17 protein-coding genes are annotated in these 18541 nt (G+C 73.3%); 6 read left to right on the forward strand and 11 right to left on the reverse strand.

The features are described from left to right. Window positions 1-7 precede the first annotated feature (7 nt). The 8 genes from J5Y04_RS02305 to J5Y04_RS02340 all read right to left on the reverse strand — a co-directional run bounded on the left by J5Y04_RS02305 (window position 8) and on the right by J5Y04_RS02340 (window position 9363). Complete coding sequence (locus J5Y04_RS02305) at window positions 8-1048, reverse strand: zinc-dependent dehydrogenase (protein WP_209409682.1); 1041 nt, start codon at window positions 1046-1048, stop codon at window positions 8-10. Between the two features lie 69 nt (window positions 1049-1117). Continuing rightward, window positions 1118-2983 (reverse strand): 1-deoxy-D-xylulose-5-phosphate synthase, encoded by a 1866-nt coding sequence (locus tag J5Y04_RS02310; protein WP_209409684.1) that lies wholly within the window; start codon window positions 2981-2983, stop codon window positions 1118-1120. A gap of 30 nt (window positions 2984-3013) precedes the next feature. Beyond that, a complete protein-coding gene (locus J5Y04_RS02315; protein ID WP_209409686.1) occupies window positions 3014-4063 on the reverse strand; it encodes a hypothetical protein in 1050 nt (349 codons plus the stop codon). Window positions 4064-4303: 240 nt separating this feature from the next. Next, window positions 4304-4984, reverse strand: coding sequence for an LmbU family transcriptional regulator (locus J5Y04_RS02320; RefSeq protein ID WP_245203973.1), 681 nt, complete (start codon window positions 4982-4984; stop codon window positions 4304-4306). A gap of 379 nt (window positions 4985-5363) precedes the next feature. Then, window positions 5364-6446: an aldo/keto reductase family protein gene (locus J5Y04_RS02325; RefSeq protein ID WP_209409688.1), complete on the reverse strand. Its 1083-nt coding sequence runs from the start codon at window positions 6444-6446 to the stop codon at window positions 5364-5366. A 79-nt stretch (window positions 6447-6525) separates the two neighbouring features. Beyond that, a complete protein-coding gene (locus tag J5Y04_RS02330; RefSeq protein WP_209409690.1) occupies window positions 6526-7815 on the reverse strand; it encodes an ATP-grasp domain-containing protein in 1290 nt (429 codons plus the stop codon). Further along, entirely contained in the window at window positions 7812-9110 is a 1299-nt protein-coding gene (locus J5Y04_RS02335; protein ID WP_209409692.1) for a hypothetical protein, read from the reverse strand. Before J5Y04_RS02335 ends, J5Y04_RS02330 begins: the two co-directional genes overlap by 4 nt. Window positions 9111-9114: 4 nt before the next feature. Then, entirely contained in the window at window positions 9115-9363 is a 249-nt protein-coding gene (locus J5Y04_RS02340) for an acyl carrier protein (RefSeq protein WP_148641959.1), read from the reverse strand. Between the two features lie 367 nt (window positions 9364-9730). Between J5Y04_RS02340 and J5Y04_RS02345 the strand changes: the two genes are divergently transcribed. Then, entirely contained in the window at window positions 9731-10135 is a 405-nt protein-coding gene (locus J5Y04_RS02345) for a hypothetical protein (protein ID WP_209409694.1), read from the forward strand. Here the strand turns inward: J5Y04_RS02345 and J5Y04_RS02350 are convergent. Beyond that, entirely contained in the window at window positions 10071-11216 is a 1146-nt protein-coding gene (locus tag J5Y04_RS02350; protein WP_209409696.1) for a CapA family protein, read from the reverse strand. The two genes, J5Y04_RS02345 and J5Y04_RS02350, sit on opposite strands and share 65 nt — an antisense overlap. A 310-nt stretch (window positions 11217-11526) precedes the next feature. Between J5Y04_RS02350 and J5Y04_RS43420 the strand changes: the two genes are divergently transcribed. The 4 genes from J5Y04_RS43420 (at window position 11527) to J5Y04_RS02370 (ending at window position 15471) form a co-directional block, all read left to right on the forward strand. Further along, window positions 11527-12333 carry a universal stress protein gene (locus J5Y04_RS43420; protein ID WP_209409698.1) on the forward strand — a complete coding sequence of 269 codons (807 nt, stop codon included), beginning with the start codon at window positions 11527-11529 and terminating at the stop codon, window positions 12331-12333. A 53-nt stretch (window positions 12334-12386) separates the two neighbouring features. Continuing rightward, window positions 12387-13646 (forward strand): M48 family metallopeptidase, encoded by a 1260-nt coding sequence (locus tag J5Y04_RS02360; RefSeq protein ID WP_209409700.1) that lies wholly within the window; start codon window positions 12387-12389, stop codon window positions 13644-13646. Window positions 13647-13767: 121 nt separating this feature from the next. Continuing rightward, entirely contained in the window at window positions 13768-14190 is a 423-nt protein-coding gene (locus tag J5Y04_RS02365; RefSeq protein WP_148641963.1) for a MarR family winged helix-turn-helix transcriptional regulator, read from the forward strand. A gap of 111 nt (window positions 14191-14301) precedes the next feature. Continuing rightward, entirely contained in the window at window positions 14302-15471 is a 1170-nt protein-coding gene (locus tag J5Y04_RS02370) for a PP2C family protein-serine/threonine phosphatase (RefSeq protein WP_209409702.1), read from the forward strand. A 114-nt stretch (window positions 15472-15585) separates the two neighbouring features. On the opposite strand, the gene J5Y04_RS02375 is transcribed toward J5Y04_RS02370, so the two are convergent. Continuing rightward, complete coding sequence (locus tag J5Y04_RS02375; protein ID WP_209409704.1) at window positions 15586-17013, reverse strand: ABC transporter substrate-binding protein; 1428 nt, start codon at window positions 17011-17013, stop codon at window positions 15586-15588. Next, window positions 17004-17618, reverse strand: coding sequence for a hypothetical protein (locus J5Y04_RS02380; protein ID WP_209409706.1), 615 nt, complete (start codon window positions 17616-17618; stop codon window positions 17004-17006). Before J5Y04_RS02380 ends, J5Y04_RS02375 begins: the two co-directional genes overlap by 10 nt. A gap of 310 nt (window positions 17619-17928) precedes the next feature. On the opposite strand from J5Y04_RS02380, the gene J5Y04_RS02385 reads away from it, so the two are divergent. Further along, window positions 17929-18540 carry a hypothetical protein gene (locus J5Y04_RS02385; protein WP_209410058.1) on the forward strand — a complete coding sequence of 204 codons (612 nt, stop codon included), beginning with the start codon at window positions 17929-17931 and terminating at the stop codon, window positions 18538-18540. Window position 18541 lies beyond the last annotated feature (1 nt).

The following is an 18541-nucleotide window of genomic DNA, read 5'->3' on the forward strand; positions in this document are numbered from 1 at the left end:
CCCTGCGTCAGGGCGCGATCGTCACCTTGAGCCCCGCCCCGCGCTCCAGGATCGCCAGGGCGTCGGCGAACCCGTCCAGGGGGAACGTGTGCGTGATCAGGTCGTCCACCCGGACGGTGCCGTCGGCGATCAGCTCCAGCGCGCGGGCGTTCTGCTCGGGGCTGGAGGAGTTGGCGCCCATGATCATCAGCTCGCGGTAGTGCACCAGGTTGGCGTCGACCGCGGTCATCGGAGCACCCTGGGGCAGTCCGCCGAAGAGGCTGATCCTGCCCCGTCGCGCGGCGTAGCGGATCGCCTCCTCCTGGGCCGGGACGGAGGCCGAGGCCGTGATCACGACATCGGCGCCGAGCCCGTCGGTGAGCCGGAACACCTCCTCGGCGACGTCCGTGTCCGCGGCGCAGATCACCCCGTCCGGCTGGACCAGTTCGGCCGCCCGGGCCAGCCGCTCGCGGTTGAGCTCGACCAGGAACACCCGGGAGGCGCCCCGGGCGCGGGCGAGCCGGGCGTGCAGGCAGCCGATCGGCCCCGAGCCCACGATCACCACGTCGTCCCCGGCGCCGACCCCGATCAGCTCCTGGCCGTTCAGCACGCACGCGAGCGGCTCCGCGACGGACGCCTCGGCGAAGCTCACGCCGTCCGGGATGCGGTGCACCCCGCCCACGCCGACGACCTTCTCCGGGACGACCATGTACTCGGCGAACCCGCCGTCGTAGTGGTAGCCCATCGCCTCGAAGTTCGGGCAGACCGTCATCCGCCCGCGCCGGCACTCGTGGCAGTGCCCGCACGGGATCGCGCCGATCACCTGGACGCGGTCGCCCACGGCCCAGCCCTCGACGCCGGAGCCCAGCTCCACCACCTCACCGGCGATCTCGTGACCGAGCACCCGCGGCGGGTCGATCCGGTGGTTCCCGTACCGGTAGATCTTCAGATCGGTGCCGCACAGCGAGGTGTTGCGGACCCTGAGCTTCACCTCGCCCGGACCGGGCGTGGGCTCGGGCGAGTCCTCGATCAGGATCTTCTCGGGAGCGTAGAAACGCGCAACCTTCACTTCGCTGACTTTCTCGTAGGGGGTCGGTCCGAGGTGCCCGGAGGCGGGGAGTGTGCGGTGGGACGCGGGTCAGCTCGTGCCCGGTGCGGCGCCGGCCATCGCCCCGAGGCCGAGCAGGCCCTCGGCCCGCTCCACCACCGCGGCCGTGCTGACGCCGAACTCGACGAGGACCTCGTCGCGGGGGCCGATCGGGAGGAAGGCGGGCGGCAGCGCGATCTCGGCCGTGGCGGGCGTCCCGCCGCCGGTGTTCCGCGCGTCCGCGAGGTGGGTGAGGAGGTCCGCGTACAGGCCGGTGCCCGCCATCAGGTCCTCGACCGTGATGACCGCCCGGTGTCCCGTCGCGTCGGCGAACACCTCGGTGACGGCCGGCCGCAGCCGGACGACCTCCCACACCGTGGACGAGACGCCGTGCTCGCACTCCAGCACGCTCGCCGCGGACATCGCCGTCTGCACCATCGCACCGTGCGCCAGCAGGCAGAGGTCGCTGCCGCGGCGGCGCAGCAGGGCGCTGGTGCGGGCGCCGTCGGGCTCGTCCTCCAGGGGCTTCCACTTCGCGTACCGGACGACCGTCGGGCCGCTGTCCCGGGCCACGGCGGAGCGGAGCAGGTCGCTCAGCTGGGCGCCGCTGGTGGGTGCGTAGATCTCCAGGCCGGGGACGGTGCGGAGCAGGCCGACGTCGTAGATGCCGTGCGAGGAGGCGCCGTCGCCGCCGGTGACCCCGCCCCGGTCGACCACGAAGGTGACCGGGAGCCCGTGCAGCGCGACGTCGTTGACGACCTGGTCGATGGCGCGGGTGAGGAAGGTGGCGAACACCGGGAAGACGGGCCGGCAGCCCTGACTGGCGAGCCCGGCCGCGAGGCCGACCGCCAGCTGCTCGCAGATCCCCACGTCGTGGTACCGCTCGGGGAAGCGGCGCTGGAACTCCAGCAGGCCCAGGCTGTCCGGCATCGCCGCCGTGATCACGTGGACGCGGGGGTCCTGCTCGGCGAGTTCGCACAGGGTGCCGCCGAGCACGTCGCCCCAGGACCGGCTGCCGAGCGGCAGCCGGGCGGCGTCCCCGGCCGCCGGAACGGCTGCGGCGCCGCCCGTCCCGCCGACCTGGTGCAGCCGCATGACGTCGTCGTTCTCGGCCTCGGACCAGCCGAGCCCCTTCTGGGTGCGCACGTGCACCACGACCGGCCCGTCGGTCCCGGCCGCGTCGGCGAGCGCCGCCTCCAGCTTGCCGAAGTCGTGGCCGTCGACCGCACCGATGTAGCTGAACCCGAGGGCGGTGAAGAAGAGTTCGACGTTGCGCTGGTCGTCCGGACCGCCCGTCTCGGCGTCGCACGGCTCGCCGAGGGTCAGCCGGCTCATGGTCCTCGCGTAGGACCTGCCGTTGTCGTTGTAGACGATGACCACGGGCTGCCGGCGCACGCCGATGGCGTTGATGGCCTCGTACGCCACGCCGCCGGTCAGCGCGCCGTCGCCGATCACGACCACCGACCTGGTCCCGCGGGCCAGGGTGATGCCCAGCCCCCAGGCCGGCCCGGTGGAGGAGTGGCTGTTCTCCATCGTGTCGTGCGGGGACTCCTCGCGGGACGGGAAGCCGGACATCCCGGTGCGCTGCCGGAAGTCGGCGAACCCGGCCGCACGCCCCGTCAGGATCTTGTGGGTGTAGGCCTGGTGGCCGATGTCGAAGATGATCGGATCGTCCGGGGAGCGGAACACCCGGTGCAGGGCGATGGTCAGTTCGACCACCCCGAGGTTCCCCCCGAGGTGCCCGCCGGTCCGGTTGACCTCCGTGATCAGGAAGCTCCGGATGCGGGCGGCGAGGCGCTCGCACCCCTCCGTGTCCAGAGCACGGACCGCCTCCGGGGTGAGGCCGGTGAGATCGATTTCGTTATCGGATCCGGCAACGAGTCCACTGTCGTTGCCCTTGCCGCCAGGCGCAGCCACGAGGAAATCCTTTCACGAGAAAAGACACCGCTATTTCAGCAGCGTCAGCTGAATCCGGACATTCGTCTGCTGGTAGTCCGCGACGGTGTCGCGCAGTCGGCGCAGATACTTGAGGTAGAGGTCGAAGTTCTGCTTGCGGGGCATTTGCACCAGCAGGCTGCTGAACTTCAGGATGTCGGCGAGCGCGGCGTCCATCCGGCCGATCTGTTCCCGGACCTCACCGCACAGCTCCTCGCCGAGGGCGGCGGTGATCGTCGGCTCGCCGAGCAGGTAGTGCAGGTAGTGCTGGACCGGCTGGAACCGGTTCTGGATGTGCTTGTTCAGGCGGGACTGGTCGTTGAAGAGCACGGCGCCCTCGGCGAGGATCGCGTCGGCCCGGCGCTCCCAGTCGGCGATGAGCCGGTCGATCCCGTCCACGCCGACGACCACCGGGGTGACGTACCGGCTGAGCCGCCCGTCGTAGAGCCGCAGTCCGAACTCGGCGAACACCGCGCGGAACGCGTCCAGCGGGGCGAGGCCGACCAGTCGGTCGATGACGGCCGAGGGCCGGATCTCGGTGACCGGGACCAGGCCGTCCTCGGTGTACGCGAGGCTCTCGGTGAGCTTGGCGAACGGCACGGGCTTGCGGTCGGCCCGGAAGTTCGGGTCCGGACTGGTCTTCGTGTAGTAGACGGTGTCCTCGTCGTCGATGTCCACCACGAGCCACTCGGTGAGGTACGGCGTGCCGTCGGTGTGGACCAGGGACACCAGCAGGGCCACGTGCGAGCCGGCCGCGACGGCGGACCGGATCTCCTTGCCCAGCTGCTCCACGGGGACGTCGCGCTCGCTCCAGGAGTCCCGGCAGACCAGCTCCATGAAGCCGTTGTAGCGGCTGATGATCGGCACGTCGCCGGTGACCTCGAACTGCCAGTCGTAGCAGCGGTCCATGAAGAGCAGGGGGAACGCGGGCGAGTCGCGCAGGATGTTGTAGCGGTGGAAGACGTGCCGCTCGTGGCACACGTAGTACTGGGACCGGTCGAGCTGCACCTCCCGGCGGGCCTGCTCCGAGGCTGTCATCGCGAGATCGTTCGTCTCGGTCACCGTCACTCCTTCACTGTGGGTCGGCGGATTCACCGGGGTGGTCAGAAGGGAAAAGGAACAGCGGACGGCACACCGGACGGAATCCGGTGGCAACGCCGGGAGGACCGGCCGCGGGCAGCGGAGGTCCCGCCCGCAATTCCGGTCCGGCATTCCGGCAGGGCATTCCGGCAGGGCATTACCGGCCGGTGTTTTCGGCCGGAATTCGGGGAAGGGTGTGCACGAGGGCGGGAACGCCGCCGGTCAGGCCGTCCGGGCCGCTTCGTCGAGCGCGCGGAGGGCCCAGTCGGAAACGCTGAGGCTGGCCTGTTCGGCCGCGGCGCGCCAGAGCTTGACGCGATCGGCGGTGATCTCCAGTTGCAGGTCGATCCCGCCGCCCCGGCCGGCCTCCCCCTGAGCGCCGTCCGGCCCGCCGTCGACGCCGTCCGCGGTCGTGTCCGCCGCCTCCGCACGCTCGTTGAGACTGGCCCGCACCTCGGCACGCAGGCGATTGCGCGACCACCCGTGGTCCTCCGCCTTGCGCAGCCAGTAATCCTGCTCCGGATCGGCCAGCGAGGCAACCTCCGCGTGGTGGCCGAAGCTGAGCGCGTCCCGCCGGCGGGACAGCGGGAACCGCCGGGCGACCCAGGCGTAGTTCCGCAGCGTCTGGTAATTCAGCGAACAGTTCTCGATCGCCTCGCGATAACGGCCGTTGTAGGCCGTCTCGCCGTGCAGGAGCCAGTCTCCTAGACACCACGCGGACGACGCGTGTACCGTCGACAAAAGGCGCCCCATGAGGACCCATTTTTCGTACGGAAGCCGGTTCGGCAGGTCGAGACCGGTCCGCGGAATAGAGATGGCACCGGCCTCGGCGGCCGGACCGAATTCCATCATTTGTTTCTGTGACTTTGTCACGTCAGCAGCTGCGGCAACAGCGACTGTCATGCTTTCTCCTCGCAGCAGAACCCGCGATGTGCAGGGCGATGGGCGTCCGCGCGAAGTCGGCCGGCGAAGTCAGGGACGCGCACGGCCCGCGGACGACGGAGAAATGTCAGGCTGTTGCAGGCACCATGATCACTGTTTCCCCCGTAATCATCTGTTGTTCACCTGAAGTTTGAATTGCGTTCCCCGTAATGACATCTTGATCATGACAGGACAACCCCAGGGGGTCAAGACTTCAAGGCTTCGGGGGCCGGCCCGGTGAAAAACGGCGGCTATGTCCGAATCACGCCGGTCGCAGCGCGGACGAACCTTTTCGGTGGTGAATCAAGCCGGGACGCGCAGGGCCTTCGGCCGGTCGGTCACGGCCGTCTCCCCCGCCCGCTCACGCCGCACCCGCGGTGGCCGCCGTGCTGTAGGTGCCGGCGGACTGGTCGTACGGCTGCGCCAGGCCGGCCCGCGCCGCGACCGTGCTGTAGGTGCTGGAAGCGGGCGTGTACGCCGGGTCGGTGATGATCTCGCCGGCCAGGACGTCGTCGATCCGGCGCATCGTCTCCTCGTCCAGGCGGACCCCGGACGCCGCGGCGTTCTCCCTGACCTGGTCGGGGCGCGACGCCCCGACGATGGCGGCGGAGACCGCCGGGTTCTGCAGCGTCCAGGCGACGGCGAGCTGGGCGAGCGTCAGGCCGGCCTCCTGCGCGACCGGCTTGAGGCGCTGGATCTTCCCCAGGATCTCGTCGGCCAGGAAGTACCTGATGAAGTTGGAGCCGTGCTCGTCGGTGGCCCGCGACCCGGCCGGCGGGGCCGCCCCCGGCAGGTACTTGCCGGTCAGCGCCCCCTGCGCGATGGGCGAGAAGACCATCTGGCCGATGCCGTGCTGCCGGCTCATCGGGACGACCTCGGTCTCGATCACCCGCCAGATCATGTTGTACTGCGGCTGGTTGGAGACGATCCGGTCCAGGCCGAGGTCCTCGGCGATCTTCATGGCCTCGGCGATCTCCTCGGCCCGCCACTCCGAGACCCCGATGTACAGGACCTTGCCCTGCCGCACGAGGTCGTCGAACGCGCGCAGCGTCTCGGCCAGGGGGACGTCGTGGTCGTAGCGGTGCGCCTGGTAGAGGTCGATGTAGTCGGTCCCCAGGCGGCGCAGCGAGGCGTTCGCCGATTCGATGATGTGCTTGCGGGAGAGCCCGCGGTCGTTGGCGCCCGGCCCGGTGGGCCAGTACACCTTGGTGCAGATCTCGACGGACCCGCGCCGCACGCCGGCCAGCGCCTTCCCCAGGACCTCTTCGGCCTTGGTGAGGGCGTAGACGTCGGCCGTGTCGAAGGTGGTGATCCCCTCGTCCAGGGCCGCGGAGATGCACTTGCGCGCGCCGTCCTCCTCGATCTGCGACCCGTGGGTGAGCCAGTTTCCGTAGGCGATCTCGCTGACCTTCAGGCCGCTCTGGCCGAGTTGACGGTATTCCATGCCGATTCCTAGCTGACCGATGGGCGTTCCACCGCTGCGCCCCGCCCCGGAGGAACGGGGGCGGAGCGGGGCGGGCGGCTCAGTAGACGATCTCTATCGATTCCTCGAAGCTCTTCAGGAGCTCCGTCAGGCTCGGGCCGCCCGGTACCTCGCGGTGGCGCCCCATGATGTTGCAGAAGTAGTCGGAGATCAGGTCACCGTCCGGGTGGAGGTGGTGTCCCGGCTCCTTGAAGCAGACGCAGAGGAGGACCTCGTCGCGCTCGCGCAGTTCGTCGAGTCCCTCGATCGCACGGATGATCCCCGAACCCCGGTGGGGCACGTTGAACCAGAAGTAGGTGGTGTCCCCGTGGGTGTCGGCCTCCGGGCCCGCGGCCTGCGGCCTGCGCAGCGCCGGTCCGGTCCGGCGGTCGAACTCCTCCCGGCCGTCGCAGACCAGGCTGAGGTACATCGCCCGCATGAGGTCCGCTCCGCGGGCCCGGTGCGCGAGGTCGTAGAAGATCCCGCCGGCGCCCGGCCGGGCCGCCGTCTCCAGCACGTAGGGCGTCCCGTCGTGGAACCGGACCTCGGTGTGCGTGGGGCCGTGGGAGATGCCGAGGGCGCGGACGGCGTCGTGCGTCAGGTCGATGACGGCCCGGCGCAGCTCCTCCGGCATCGACGGCTCCAGCGCGTACAGCCGGTCGGGGAAGTACTGCCCGGACGAGACCTGCTCGGAGTTGTTGGCCAGCAGGAAGTCCGCGGCCGGCCGGCCGTCGAACCACACGGTGTCGACGGAGTACTCGCGCCCTTCGAGGCACTGCTCGACGAGGAACCCGGCGGCCGGGACGCCGTCCTGCGCCATGGTGGTGGCGTTGAGCAGGGCGATCTTGCGGACCTGCTCCAGCAGTTCGGCCTCGGACTCGACCCGCCGGACGCCGCAGCTGGCGAACCCGTGGGTGGGCTTGACGATCGCGGGGTACGCGACCTGCGCGAGGTCCAGCCCGGCGCGCGAGGTGAAGTGGGTGCCCCGGGGCGTGCTGACCCCGGCCGCCTGCCAGATCTCCTTCATCCGCGCCTTGTCGCGGGCCGCGCCGGCCGACGCGACCGGGTTCCGGCCCACGCCGAGGGCCCCGGCCACCGCCGCCGTCGCGATGACGTACGGCTCCTGGTTGGTGAAGGCGGCGACGGCCGGGCGGCCCTCGCAGGCCGCCGCGATGTCCGCCGCCACCCGCTGCGGGTCGTCGCGCACGTCGAGCCGGAGCGAGGGGACGCCGGCCGGCGGCTCGGCACGGGCGGAGACGAACAGCAGCCGGTCGCCCTCGTCCGCGGCCACCCGCTCCATCGCCCGGGTGAAGTAGTCGGTCGTCTCCACGCAGACGAAGGTGCGGTTCACGACCGCGCCCCCGTGATCCGCCCGGCGTTCGCGTCGACGCGGTCGGCGAGCTCGGACAGTCCGGTGTCCCCGTGCTCGGTGAGCAGGAAGGCCAGCCGGTCGATGCCGAAGCCGACGCAGAGGGTGGAGGCGGCCAGCCCGCGCTCGTCGCGGATCCGGAAGGCGTCGGAGAAGTGGCTGCCGTGCTTGTTGAGCGAGGCGCTGGCGACCTTGCGGCCGAGGGTGTGCGAGCGCACGGCCAGCTCGATCTTGCTGTCGGAGACGAGCTGGGCGAACAGCTGCGCGCCGGCGCCGTCGCTGAAGAACATGTCCGAGGCCGTCTCCAGCGAGAAGTCCAGGCCCAGCAGGAGCGCGGTCACGGCCATCAGGTCCAGCAGTTCGCCGTGCATCCGGGCCACCGGCTCGGCACCACCGACCACGACGCCCTCGCGCATCCGGAACTCGTACAGCCGCTCCTGGTTGTTCAGGTTGCCGGACTCGTCGCGGAAGATCGAGCCGCCCACCGTCATCACGAGGGCCTCGTCCTCGGCGAAGACCTGGTCCTCCAGGAGCTGGTAACAGTGCAGGCAGGCCGCGGGGTTGAGGAGGTCGCGCGGGGCCTTCAGGTAGTCGAGCACCTGCCGGTCCGTGCCCCGCTCGCCCTTCTCGGCCGCCCCGCGCCAGTACGGCAGGAACTCCTCGAACAGGTCGGGGTCGTTGCTCACCGGCGCCACGAAGCTCAGGTGCTGGCAGCCGGTCTCGAAGTACCCCGACCGGTCCACGACCGAGCTCGGGATCATCGAGGGGATCAGCAGCTCCTCCGCGTCGTACGCCTGGGCGATGCAGCGGTTGGCGAACCGGTCGAGCGCCGCCAGCAGCGCGGCGCTCTCGTGCCCGTACACGTTGACGCCCGGACGCAGCTGTGCAGCACGGCCGGTGACCGCCCGGCGGCCCGGCCGCCGCGCCACGCGGCGCAGCTCCTCGGAGAGGGCGGCCGCGGCACCTGCCAGGACCTCGGTGGGGAACCGGGCCGGGCGGTCGGCGAGCCAGGCCTCGACCGAGGCCGGGTCGCCGGAGTCGAGCAGGGTCCTCGTCCGCACGCCGCGGGGGATCGCCTTGAAGCGCTCCAGGATCTGCCCGACCGAGCGCTCCAGCTTCTCCAGGGGCACGGCGTCCTGCGAGACGACCGTCAGCTCGTCGGTGCCGAACTCGACCGCGGTGACCTGGGGGAAGTAGAAACGCAGCTGTGTGGTGAGCGTGTCACGCACCGCCGGCTGTCCGACGGCCGCCTTGATGGTGGTCCTCAGCGTCTCCATCGGGTCACTCAACTCCCAGGAATGCCTTGATCCTTGCCAGCGTCGACACGTCCGACAGCTGGAAGGCCTCGTAGTCGATCTCCTTGCCGAAGTCCGTCTCCATCCGGACCACCAGCCCCATCACGGCCATGGATTCGAGCCCGAGCTGCGTCAACGGGGCGTCCTGGTACTCGTCGTACCGGTCGCAGACCAGGGCGACGGTCTCCTCCGGCAACAGACCGCTGAACAGGGTGCGGATCCATTGGTGGTCCATCGGCGGGGCCTTTCTCGTCCTGGGCTGCCGACGGGCGGGCAGGCGCCGGCCGTCGGGGAATGATCCTTCGGCGACGAATACTCTCAGCCACCGCCCGTACCGCGGCAAGAGATCGTCGGCCGCTGCCCCCGCCCCTCTCCGGCCCCGTGACCTGCTCAACCTCGGCGGTCCGGCCCACCGTTGGCCGGGTCCGTCCCGCCGGCGGGACACCCGCCGGCGCCCCCTGCCCCGCCGGGGCCCGGAGGCGGACTCCGGCCCGGGGTCTCTGCTAGCGTGGCGCCCGAGGTCCTTCCTCCGCTCGCCCGCGGCCTTCCGCGCGCCGGGAAATCCACCTGACGACGGGCCGTCAGGTCCCTACCGTGGGACCGTGTGCATCCGCCCTCAGACCACCGCCAGGCACTTCGTCTGCCTGCCCTGCCGCGTCTCGGTGAAGCGACGGGCCGCGCCGGGGCACGACCGCTGCCCGCGCTGCCGCGGGCAGCTGATCGACGCGGGGCAGGACCTCGCGGTCCCGAAGCGGCGGGACGACGCCGGCTGGCGGGCGCTGACCGCCGTGCTCGCCGCCGGGGTGACGTTCCACTCGCGGTGCTGCTACGGCCCCGGATGGCGGCCGCGGACGCCGCGCGAGGTGCGGGAGCGGCTCGCGCTGGCGGGCCGGGGCGGCATCCCCGTGGCGGAGGCGATCACCACCCGGGACCTGGACGAACTCAGCGAGCGGGCCCGGGGGCGGGCGCCAGGCCGGTACAACCGCGGAGGCCGTCCCTCCGCTTGAGCGCCGCCTCCGCGGCGGCCCCGCTCTGCGGAACGGGCACGCCCTGGCCGTCGACGGTGGCCGGGGTGAACACCTCGCCGGTGACCTTGCCGGCCGAGGTGAGGGTCAGCGTCGTGACGCCGGTCTCGTTGGAGAACGCGTAGTTGGACGTGCCGTACCAGAGGAAGTTGCCGAAGCCATACCCGACGTAGGTGTTGCCGAGCATGCCCGAGCCGAGCATGGTGTGCGCGTGCGTGCCGACCACCGCGGTGGCACCGGCCGCCGCGAGCTTCTTGGCGATGGCGGTCTGGGGGCCGGTCGGACAGGCCTTGCCCTCGTCGCCCCAGTGCAGGTAGACGATGACGACGGGCGCCTGCTGCTTCGCCGCCTCCACCGCCTTGACCAGCGCGGGGGCGTCCAGCGCCGAGGCGATGCCCGGCTTGTTGGCGCCGGCCCGCCACTTCTGGTTGGTGATGTCCTCGACCTGGCTGGCGGCGACCACCGCGACCTTCACGCCGCGGACGGTGGTGACGTACGGGGCGTACGCCTCCTTGGCGTTGTGCCCGACGCCGACGACCGGGATCGGCGAGGCGTCCTTGGCGGCGAGGGTGTCGGCGAGGCCGTCCGGGCCGAAGTCGACGGCGTGGTTGTTGGCCATCGAGACGACGTCGACGCCGGAGTCCTTGAGCGCGGTGAGCGCCTTGGGCGAGGTGCGGAAGGTGTAGGTCTTCGACTCGGGGGCGCCGCGGTCGGTGATCGCGGTCTCCAGGTTGAGGACGGCGAGGTCCGCGTCGGAGAGGGTCCTGGAGATCGGGCCGAGCGCCTGCTCGGGCGCCTTCACGGCGAGCCGGGCCTCCGTCCGGCCCTCGAAGTGGACGTCGCCGGCGAAGGCCACCGTGATGCTGCCGTCGGGCCGGGGCGCGGCGGCGCTGCCGGACGGGGCCGGCGCCGCGGTGCCGCTCGCGGCAGCGGAACCGTCGGCCGTCGGCCCGGCCGCGTCGGCGGCCGGCGCGGCCTTGGCCGGCGCCGGGTCGTCCGGTCCGCAGGCGGCCACGGGTATCAGCCCGAGCAGCAGTGCGACGGCGGCCGCGACACGGCGCATGTGAGATCCCCCCGGGGTCGATTCAAGAGCGGTCAGCCTACGCCACTCCCCCGCGCGTCCTTCGCCCTGCCTCCACACCTTGTTCGTCGAACGGCGAGCCCCCGGACCGGACGCGCGGGCCTCCCCGCCGCGGGCCGGACCGTCGCGGGCCGGACCCTCGCGGGCCGGACCGTCGCAGGACCACCCGGCCCAATCGCCCTCCCCGATGCGGCCGTCCCGTCCCTGGCGCGTCCGGCCCTGCGGCGCGCAGCGTGGAGGGTACGGCGAGCGTCCGCGCGTGCGGGGCCCCGGGACCGTGAGGCGGTGGGTGATGGAGGGCGCAGGGATCACACCGGGCACCACGGCGGGCGCCCCGAACGGCTCCGCCCACGGGCGGATCGTGGTCGGGATCGACGGCTCGGCGCCCTCGAAGGCGGCGCTGCGCTGGGCGGTCGGGCAGGCGGGGCTGACTGGTGCCCGGGTGCACGCCGTGGCCGCCTGGGAGTACCCGTCGCTGTACGGCTGGTTCGCGCCGATGACGGACGACGGCTTCGAGCGGTCGGCGCTCCGCACGCTCACCGCCGAGGTGAACGAGGTGGTGGGCCGCGACCGGCCGGTGGAGATCCGGGAGAGCCTGGTGCTCGGGCACGCGGCCGAGGTGCCGCTGGGGGCCGCCGAGGGGGCGGACCTGCTGGTGCTCGGCAGCCGGGGGCGCGGCTCCTTCACCCGGACGCTGCTCGGCTCGGTGAGCGCCCGCTGCGCCGTGCACGGAGTCTGTCCGGTGGTGATCGTCCGCGCGGACGGCACGGCGTCCGCGCCGCCGCACACGGCCCGGGCCGTGGCCGCCGTGGAGGGCGGCGGGGAGGGCCGCGGGGAGGCGACGGTCCGCACCAAGGACTGGCAGCTGAGCCTGCACGTGGTCGAGGACGGGGACACCACCCGGGTGCACGCCGTGCTCGACGCCGACGGCAGCGTGCTGCACAGCGACGCGCTGGCCCGGCGCAACCCGGTCGACGACCCGGCGCCGGCGGTCGGCGACGACTTCGCGGTCGGCCGGGCCCTGGTCGACCTGGGCCACCAGTTGCTCCGCGCCGGCACCCGCTCCGCCACGGGCCCGGCGGAGCGGGCCGGCGGCTGACAGAATTCGAAGGACGGACGACGGACGCCAGAAGACGGATGACAGACACGCAGATGACCGACTCTGCCGGCCCGACCCCGGGCACCCCAGCACCCTCCCGCGAACCGCACGGCACCCCCGGCCCCGGCTCAGCTTCCGAGCCCGGACCCACCCCCGGCCCCGCCTCCGACTTCACCCCCGCCGAGCGCGCCCGCGGCCGCGCGCTGCGCCGTGCGCAGGTGCCGTGGGCGCTCGGCGGGCGGCTGGCCGGCCTGACGCTGGCGCTCGCGCTCGGGCTGACGCCCGCCGGGGCGGGGCTGGTGACCGCGGTGGGCGGCTGGTTCGGCGGCTCGCGAACGGCGGCGGTGCTGGCCGGAGCGGCCGCGCTGGTGGTGCTCGGGCAGGCGGTGCAGCTGCCGTTCGGCGCGGGCGTCCGCTCGGCGCGCGCCCGGTACGGGCTGGTGACGCAGGGCTGGGCCGGCTGGGCGGTGGACGCGCTGCGCGGGCTGGCGCTCACCCTGGTACTGGCCCTCCCCGTCGCCCTCGGGCTGTTCGCGCTCACCGCGTGGTCGCCGGACCACTGGTGGCTGCCGGCGGCGGGCGCCGCGGCGCTGCTCACGGCGGCGCTCTCGTTCCTCTACCCGCTGCTGGTGGAGCCGGTGTTCAACCGCTTCACGCCGATGCCGCCCGGCCCGCTGCGCAGCGCGCTGCTGGCGCTCGCCGACCAGGACGGCGTCCGGGTGCGGGACGTCCTGGTGGCGGACGCGTCACGACGGACGACGGCGCTGAACGCGTACGTGTCCGGGCTGGGCGCGACCCGTCGGATCGTCGCCTACGACACGCTGCTGTCGACCGCGGAGCCCCGCGAGGTGGAGCTGGTGGTGGCGCACGAGCTGGGGCACGTCAAGCACCGGGACGTGCTGACCGGCACGCTGCTGGGTGCGCTGGGGGCGGCCGTGGTGGTCGCCCTGCTCGGCCTGCTGACGGGCTGGGGCCCGCTGCTGTCGGCGGCCGGGGTGGCGGACGTCGCCGATCCGCGCGCCCTGCCGCTGCTGGCGGCCTGCGCCGCGCTGCTGGGCGCGCTGTCGGGCCCGGTGCAGTGCGCGACGAGCCGCCGGATCGAGGCCCGGGCGGACCGGCACGCGCTCGAACTCACCTCGGACGCCGAGCAGTTCGTCGCGATGCAGCGCAGACTGGCTTTGGTCAACGTGTCCGACGTCGACCCGCCGCGGGCGCTTGAGCTACTGTTCGCCACTCACCCGAGCGCGACCCGCCGGATCGCGGCAGCCCGCGCCTGGCAGGCCTCGGCGCCCGACGGGGCCCGGACCGGCTGACCGGTACGTCCGACCGGCCCACGGCCGGGCGACGCAGCCGGGCGACACGGCCGGCCAGGGCACGCAAGGAGCCAAAATCGTTGTATAGTGCAACAAATTCTCCCGAGGAGGTAGGTCCGCCGTGCCCGGCCGCGATACGTCGATCGACACCATCCAGCGCGAGCTGACCGCCTTCGCCCGGCGCGCCCGGCACAAGGCCAGCCAGCTGCACCCGGACCTCTCCCTGGTCACCTACAGCATCCTCGACCTGATCAACGAGCGCGGCGGCTGCCGGGCCGCCGACGTCGCGATGCACTTCATGCTGGACAAGTCCACCGTGAGCCGCCAGGTCACCGCGCTGGAGAAGCTCGGCCTGCTCCGCCGCGAGGCCGACCCGGACGACCAGCGCGGCCAGATCCTGCGCGCCACCGAGGCCGGCCTCACCCTGCTGCGCGAGGCCAACGAGCAGCGCCGGGCCTCCTTCACCGCCCGCTTCACCGACTGGTCGGACGAGGACGTCGCGCGGTTCGCCGACTACCTCGCCCGCTACGGCGCCCAGGACTGAGCACCGGCGGACCCGGACGCGCCGGCGCCGGGCACCGGCAGGCCCGGACCGCGCCCCGGACGGCGGCCCGCCGACGTGCGGTGCACAGCCCGGACGGTGTACAGAGGAGAGGTGCCACTTCGGCAGCGTCCCGGTGACGGCCGCCGGTCGTGGCGGCCCGGCCGCCGCGCTCTGACGGTGCTGGCGCTCGCGCTGATCCTGGCGATCACCGTCGTGGACATCCTCGCCCCGCCCGACATCCACCTGGGCCCGCTGCTGATCGTCGCCCCCGCGCTCACCGCCTCCTTCGCGGGCGCCCGGGCCACCACGGTCATCGCCCTGCTCGCCCTCGCCGCGCTGACCTTCATCGGGATCCAGCGCGACGGCCTCTACACCGCCAACCACGAGACCCAGCTCGGCGCGCAGGTCGCCGTCTCGGCGCTGATCGTCGGCCTGCGGGTGCTGCGCGACCGGCACGAACGGGAGCTGGCCCAGGTCCGCTCGGTCTCCGAGGCGGCCCAGCGCGTCCTGCTGCGCCCGCTGCCGGACCGGATCGGGCCGCTCCACCTCGCCTCCGTCTACCTGGCCGCCGAGGCCGAGGCGCAGGTCGGCGGGGACCTCTACGCGGCGGCCCGCACCGCGACCGGCACCCGCCTGCTGGTCGGCGACGTCCGGGGCAAGGGCCTCTCCTCGCTCGGCGACGCCGCCCTGCTGCTCGGTGCGTTCCGGGCGGCCGCCCACCTCCACGCCGAGCTGCCGGAACTCGCCACCTACCTGGACGGCAGCGTCTGCTGGGACCTCGCCCAGCTCGGCGAACAGAACCGGCTGCGCCGGGCGGTGGCGGGCGCCGTCCCGGGCCCGGAGGGGGACGGGCCGACCACGGACGACAGCAGCGAGTCGTTCATCACCGCCGTGATCCTGGACATCCCGGACGACGGCTCCGTCCTGCGGCTGATCGACTGCGGCCACCCGCCCCCGCTGCTGCTGCACGCCGACGGCATCACCACGCTCGGCGCCCGCCACCCCGCTCCCCCGCTCGGTCTCGGCGAGCTGGCCCCGACCGCGTACGAGGTGGAGGTGTTCCCGTTCGTCCCCGGCGACCGGCTGCTGATCTACACCGACGGCGTGATCGAGGCCCGCGACGCCGAGCGGCGCTTCTACCCGCTCACCGAACGCGTCACCGCCTGGCGGGACGACCGTCCGACCGCCCTGCTGGGCCACCTGCGCCGCGACCTGCTCGCCCACGTCGGCGGCCGGCTGGACGACGACGCGGCGATCGTCGTGGTGGAGCGGCTCACCTGAGCACACCCCGCCCGAGCGCGGCCCCGGGGCGGACGCGGCCCCGGGCGGGTCACGCCCGGACTGCGTCACCCGGACGGCGCCACCGGGGTCACGGGCGGGGTCACGCGGCCGGGGTCACGGCCGGTACGGCAGCTGTGGCACGTCGAAGCAGTTGGTGGTCATGGACGCCACCTGGGTGACCCAGCCGCCCCTTCCCCCCTCCGCCGTGTCCTGCCAGCGGGCCGCGTTCAGACAGGCGCGGGTCAGGCCCGACGGCGGCGGCTGCGGCACGAAGGAGGCGGGCAGGATCAGGCCGTGCGCGTCGTAGGGCTCGGCACGGTTCATGAAGCCCCCGACGCAGGCCCGCGTGAGCTCCGCGCCGCAGGAGTCCATCGCGTCGGTGAGCCACTGCGCACCCGCCCAGCCCTCCAGCTCCCAGGCCGAGAGCAGCGGGGCACGGTCGGGGTAGTACCGGGCCATCGCGGCGCGGAAGTCCGCCACCGCCGGGTGGTCCACGTCCTCGTAGTTGAGGCTGGACGAGGTCGCCCAGAGCACGTTGCGGCAACCGGGTGACGACTGGTAGTCGGTGCGGACGGTCTCGGACCAGTTCTGGACGTTGGTCACCTTCGCCTCGACCTCCACCCCCGCCTCGTCCAGCGCGCGGCACAGGGCCGCGTTGCCGCGGGTGTCCATGGCGTCGAACAGCAGCTGCGAGCCGTCGGCGCGGACGGCGGCGGCGACCGCCTGGAAGTTCGGCAGCGCGAAGTCGACCGTCTGCGTCAGGACCCGGTAGCCCTCCGCCTCCAGGCCCTCCCTCAGCTGGGCGGCGTAGCGGGCCGAGTCGGCCTGGTTGTAGGCGACCACCGCGGCGCTGCGTGCGCCCAGCCGCTCCTTGAAGAACCGGTACACCTCGGTGGTCTGGTAGAGCGTCCCGTTCCAGCCGACGGCGTTCCCGTCGCGCGGGGCGCTGTTGCCGTAGATCTCGTAGAGGTGCGGCCAGCGGTCGTACGCCGTGCCGATCGGCTGGCCGCCGACGTCCGGCACGGCCTTCCCGCTCACGTACGGGGCGCCCGCGTAGTCCAGCACGCTGCCGGAGACGAAGGCGAAGACGTGCGACTGGTCGATCAGCCGGTGCACGCAGTCCTGGTTGCCGATGCCGCTGCCGCCGTCGTCGCAGGTGACCGGCTTGACGGTGCGCCCGTGCAGGCCGCCGCGGTCGTTCAGGGCCTGGAAGAAGGCCAGCGCGCCGTAGCGGGGGCCGCTGAACACCTCGCTGCCGACCGGGCTGGTCAGCGAGGTGACGATGCCGACCCGGATCTCGGTGGCGGTGACGCCGGTGTCGGAGGCCGGATTGCCGCCCGTCGTACCGCCCCCGCCCGGGGTGGGGCGGGGGCCGAACGCGCTGTCCGGAAGCCGGGTCCCGCAGGCGGCGACGGGCAGCAGCACGAGCAGCGGGACGAGCGACAGCGCCAGGGCGCGGACACGGACGCGGGCGCGGCGCGCGGGCCGTCGGCGGACGGGTCCGTCGGCGGCCCGGCGGGAGGGCGGCGCCGTCAGCTGCATCCGGGGATCGGGGTTCCGCTGCCCGCGCCGGCCTGGGTGAGCAGGCCGCAGAGGGTCGAGCGGGAGACCTTCCAGGTGCCGTTCTCCAGCACGGCCTGGCCGGTGGCACTCGGCTCGACCACGGTGCCCTGGAGCGAGAGCTCGTAGGTGACGGTGGCATCGGTCGGCGAGGTGAACGCCACGTCGGTCACCCTGGCCTTCACCTGGCCGACCCGCGGGTCCTGGGAGAAGCCCTGGAGGGCGGGGAGCAGCACGTCACCGTTCTGGAGCAGACTGGCCTTCTCCGGGATCGGGGTGCTGGGGTCGAAGAACTTCTCCCAGTTCGCGGTGACCTGGTTCTTCGCGGTCGCCGGGTCGGCGGGCGCGGTCCCGCCGGGGCTCGCGCTGGCACTGGCACTGGCGCTGGCACTGGCACTGGCACTGGCCGACGCCGAGGCGGACACGGATGCCGACCCCGAGGCCGTCGAGGTGGACTTGCTGCTGCTGCACGCGGCCACCGTGCCCACCAGCAGCAACGCGAGCAGCGCGCTCGCCGACCGCAGGACCGGGCCGCCGCCCCGATGCGTGCCGCGGGTGTCGCGGGTGCCGCTCTGCCTCACGTGCATGGTGTTCCTCTCGACTGCGGCGGTCACGTCGTCGGCGCCGAAGCCCCGACCGCGCCGGCCGCGCCGCCCGGATGCGCCGCGCGGCCCGCTCCGCCGATGTCCGGATGCTGTTCCAGGCCGATCCTGGAAATGTCGCAAGTGACACCATCAAGGCGGATTCATGGACGAATCGCAATCCGGGGGCGAAAGTGCCGCCGCTCAGGGGGCGGGCGGCCCTCCCGCCGCCGGCCCGCGGCGCCCCGCCGCGCGGGCGGTGCGGACGGTCCGCGGCGCGCGCGGGTGGAGCGAGTGGCGCGAGTGGACCGGCTGGATCATCGCGGCCGCGGGGGCCGCCCTCTGCGTGCTGGGTTGGTACGGGGTGTCCGGCGAGCAGTTCGCCGAGCAGCAGATCCCCTACCTGGCCTCGTCCACCATCCCGGGCGCGGCGCTGATCGTGGCGGGCGTCGTCCTGGTCGCCCTGCGCTCCTCCGGCCGCTCCCCGGGGCCGTCCGACCGCTCCGCCGACCTGACGCACCGGCGGGTCGAGCGGCTCTACGCCCTGCTGGTCGAGCCCGACGACGGGCCTGGCGACGGCTCCCCCGGCGACAACTCCCCCAGTGACGACGCCGACGGCACGGGCGCCGCGGGCAACGCGGGCAACGCGGGCAACGCGGGCAACGCGGGCAACGCGGGCAACGCGGAAACCGCCGGCGTCACGCTGGCCGTCCCCGAGGGCACCCTCTACCACCGGCCGCACTGCCCGCTGGTGACCGGCAAACCCCGGGCCGTACCGGTGGACGCCGCCGCCGTCCGGGCGCGCGGGCTCGCCCCCTGCCGGCTCTGCGAACCCGGGCCGCCCGGCGGGGCCGACCCGCCCGAGGGCCCCGCCGACCCGCCCGAGGGCCCCGCCGGCCCGGGCGACGCCGCCCCACCGGCCGGCTGAG

The sequence above is a fragment of the Kitasatospora sp. RG8 genome (genome assembly GCF_017813315.1).
Classification (GTDB): domain Bacteria; phylum Actinomycetota; class Actinomycetes; order Streptomycetales; family Streptomycetaceae; genus Kitasatospora.

Excerpts from the sequence above, each read along its gene's own strand:
- J5Y04_RS02320 (WP_245203973.1), bottom strand. The coding sequence starts at position 4,984 with ATGACAGTCGCTGTTGCCGCAGCTGCTGACGTGACAAAGTCACAGAAA.
- J5Y04_RS02325 (WP_209409688.1), bottom strand. The coding sequence starts at position 6,446 with ATGGAATACCGTCAACTCGGCCAGAGCGGCCTGAAGGTCAGCGAGATC.
- J5Y04_RS02335 (WP_209409692.1), bottom strand. The coding sequence starts at position 9,110 with ATGGAGACGCTGAGGACCACCATCAAGGCGGCCGTCGGACAGCCGGCG.
- J5Y04_RS02340 (WP_148641959.1), bottom strand. The coding sequence starts at position 9,363 with ATGGACCACCAATGGATCCGCACCCTGTTCAGCGGTCTGTTGCCGGAG.
- J5Y04_RS02350 (WP_209409696.1), bottom strand. The coding sequence starts at position 11,216 with ATGCGCCGTGTCGCGGCCGCCGTCGCACTGCTGCTCGGGCTGATACCC.
- J5Y04_RS43420 (WP_209409698.1), top strand. The coding sequence starts at position 11,527 with ATGGAGGGCGCAGGGATCACACCGGGCACCACGGCGGGCGCCCCGAAC.
- J5Y04_RS02360 (WP_209409700.1), top strand. The coding sequence starts at position 12,387 with ATGACCGACTCTGCCGGCCCGACCCCGGGCACCCCAGCACCCTCCCGC.
- J5Y04_RS02375 (WP_209409704.1), bottom strand. The coding sequence starts at position 17,013 with ATGCAGCTGACGGCGCCGCCCTCCCGCCGGGCCGCCGACGGACCCGTC.
- J5Y04_RS02380 (WP_209409706.1), bottom strand. The coding sequence starts at position 17,618 with ATGCACGTGAGGCAGAGCGGCACCCGCGACACCCGCGGCACGCATCGG.